This is a genomic window from Campylobacter concisus (assembly GCF_902460545.1).
Classification (GTDB): Bacteria; Campylobacterota; Campylobacteria; order Campylobacterales; family Campylobacteraceae; genus Campylobacter_A; species Campylobacter_A concisus_AE.
Genome location: NZ_CABPUE010000022.1, coordinates 1 through 835, shown reverse-complemented (window position 1 = coordinate 835; position 835 = coordinate 1). Strand labels below are relative to the sequence as shown.

General features: G+C 27.1%; 1 protein-coding gene. It reads right to left on the bottom strand.

Features of this window, described 5'->3' with window-relative positions; all coding sequences use genetic code 11:
- Positions 1-221: 221 nt before the first annotated feature.
- A partial coding sequence (locus FZ949_RS09220) for a lipid II flippase MurJ (protein WP_148790374.1) occupies positions 222-835 on the bottom strand: 614 nt, incomplete at its 5' end.

The window sequence follows — 835 nt, the reverse complement described above, 5'->3', positions numbered from 1 at the left end:
TATATCCAGAGTATGAATTTCATATCCTATTTTTTTTAAATCATTAGTCAAACTAACATATTCATTTGTTAATGGATAATGAAGCAAAAAATAATCATCGTTTACTCGCTTATCGTATTCGCAATAAAATGCTATTGTTTTATTTTTTATAACTAATCTCCTTTAAATGTTATCGAAACTATTCCTAAAATAAATATATACAATACATAATAATATTTTAGTCATTTTATATATCTATACGGTACCCAACATACTAACTTTAAATAATAGTATCTTCTTAATTCTGGATCTAGTAGGTCAAAAACATAACTTACGCACATTAGTGTAATTAGCGTCGCCATAGCAGCGCCAACTGCGCCATATGTATTAATTAAAATATAGTTAAGTACTATATTAATCAATACACCAAATACATTTTTATATAAATACCTTGACTCAAATTTTTCAACATAGAGTATTTTTACAAAAACTGCATCAATCGATGAAAAGATAATACACCATGAAAGGATCGATAAAATATGTGGAGCACTAATAAACTTTTCACCATATAATATTGTAATAATAAGACTACTACAAAAAGTCATTGTTAGGGCAATCGGAATAGATATCCACAATACCAATCTATAAAGTTTTTCAAGTAGTTTTAAATAGCTGTCTTGATTTTGTAATTTTAATTCTACTAATTTTGGATATATAGAAGCCACGATAATACTAGGAATAAAATAAAACAGTTCACTAACTCTTATTGCTGCTGCATAGTTCCCGTTTGCATCGTCCCCAAGCATATGTTTTATCATAATTTGATCAGTTCTTGTATATATAAATGCTGTTATAG